This is a genomic window from Citrobacter sp. Igbk 14, assembly GCF_028069825.1.
Classification (GTDB): domain Bacteria; phylum Pseudomonadota; class Gammaproteobacteria; order Enterobacterales; family Enterobacteriaceae; genus Citrobacter.
Genome location: NZ_JANEWM010000154.1, coordinates 1 through 825, shown reverse-complemented (window position 1 = coordinate 825; position 825 = coordinate 1). Strand labels below are relative to the sequence as shown.

General features: G+C 36.6%; 1 protein-coding gene. It reads left to right on the top strand.

Going from position 1 to position 825, the window contains the following annotated elements:
- On the top strand, positions 1 to 825 hold an 825-nt coding region (locus NNN64_RS22875; RefSeq protein ID WP_271442888.1), incomplete at both ends, for an ABC transporter ATP-binding protein.

The following is an 825-nucleotide window of genomic DNA, read 5'->3' as shown; positions in this document are numbered from 1 at the left end:
GACTTATGCTAAAAACAACCATCGATTATTAGAATGGATGTCATTCGGAAATAAAAAATATTCGAATAGAATAAACATTTTGAATGATATCTCTTTTAACGTCGGGGTCGGTGAGTCTGTTGGTATTTTAGGTATGAATGGTGCAGGGAAAAGTACCTTACTTAAAATTATAACAGGAACAACAATGCCATCAAGCGGTAGCGTGTCAGTTCGGGGGCGTGTGGCTGCTTTGCTAGAGTTAGGTATGGGATTCCATCCCGATTTCTCAGGCAGAGATAATGTCTATATGTCAGGACAGCTATTAGGATTAAATACTGAGCAAATTAAGGAGTTAATGCCTAGCATTGAAGAATTCTCTGAAATAGGGAAATATATTGATCAACCTGTACGTACCTATTCTAGTGGGATGCAGGTAAGATTGGCCTTTGCTGTTGCAACAGCAGTAAGGCCTGAGTTATTAATTATTGATGAAGCATTGTCTGTTGGTGATGCATATTTTCAAGCTAAGAGTTTCAATAAAATTAGAGAATTTAAAGCCCAAGGAACTACGCTTCTAATTGTCTCTCACGATCAGGCAGCTATTGCTAATATTTGTACAAGAGCAATACTGTTGGATAAAGGTAGTATAGTTGCAGATGGGTTGCCGACGGATGTTTTAAATTTATATAACGCGAAACTATCAAAAACAGCAGACGAGAATGAGATAATTGTTAACGACGGAAAATCGGAGTCAGGAAATAAAAAAGCTATAATAAATAGTTTCTATATTGAATCAGAAACTGGGGAAAAAATTGACACGTTAGTTACTGGTGATAAATGTTCAAT